This is a genomic window from Polaromonas sp. AET17H-212 (assembly GCF_002379085.1).
In the GTDB taxonomy this organism is placed as follows: Bacteria; Pseudomonadota; Gammaproteobacteria; order Burkholderiales; family Burkholderiaceae_C; genus Polaromonas.
In genome coordinates, this window is sequence record NZ_NBZW01000071.1 from 1 (window position 1) to 817 (window position 817).

Annotated in this window: 1 protein-coding gene and 1 pseudogene; both read right to left on the reverse strand. The window is 54.5% G+C overall.

From position 1 onward, the window contains the following. Positions 1-359 (reverse strand): annotated as a pseudogene (locus B7G53_RS22280) (hypothetical protein); the annotation flags it as partial. A 22-nt stretch (positions 360-381) separates the two neighbouring features. Then, positions 382-741, reverse strand: coding sequence for a hypothetical protein (locus B7G53_RS22695; RefSeq protein WP_141396443.1), 360 nt, complete (start codon positions 739-741; stop codon positions 382-384). Between the last annotated feature and the right edge of the window lie 76 nt (positions 742-817).

Below are 817 nucleotides of genomic sequence, written 5' to 3' on the forward strand. Positions count from 1 at the left end.
CCCACGGCTGCTCCAGGCAAGGCGAAAGGCAATTCGCCGACGAGAAGTTTGAAATAGGCCGTATCGTAATAATAGGCTGGGACTGCATATCCCACGTGATAAACGCCGCCTTTGACATCGTCCAGCACGGCCCTGGAACTCCCCAATACACCACCGTGATAGAGATTCACCTTGACGCGGCCCTTGGTCTTTTCTTCCACCAGTTTCTTCCAGGGCTCCATGGCACCGACTGAGATGGGCGCCGTGCTTGCCAACCAGTTACCGAATTCCAGCTGGATCGGCTCTTGGGCATGGATTGCCGGAGTTGCGCCGAGCGACAAAACTGATGCAACTGTCAGTGTCTTTATAAACTTAAGCATATCTACTGTCTCCTATCGAATTTCATTGATCTGAATCTGTGACTTGACTTGATAACCACCAGTAGCTGTTGACCATATAAGAGTCAACAGCTACTGCCCGTTGGCGGTGTATCTGGGCAGCCTGGGTTACCGCTTGGAGTTGGCGCCGCGCCCCGGTGTGCAGCATTCGGCCAAGGCGGGTCAATACAACCCGGAGCGTGCTTTGCCCATGGCCGCAGGGCGTCATGAGGCCAAGCGCAGGCGCATCAAAACTGTGATACAGGAGGTGATGCTCAGCGCCGCGTAGCGGCGCAGCCGGATCGCTTCGACGCGACAGCGTCGCGAAGGGCCCCATCAGCACCGACGTCATGTCGATGATCTTGATGCCGTGCAATGGACCCATGTAATGACCTCAATCTTCTGCTCAATGATGTTGGAAGCGTTGTTCGACATGAACAATCTTCACTTTCTATGGATAA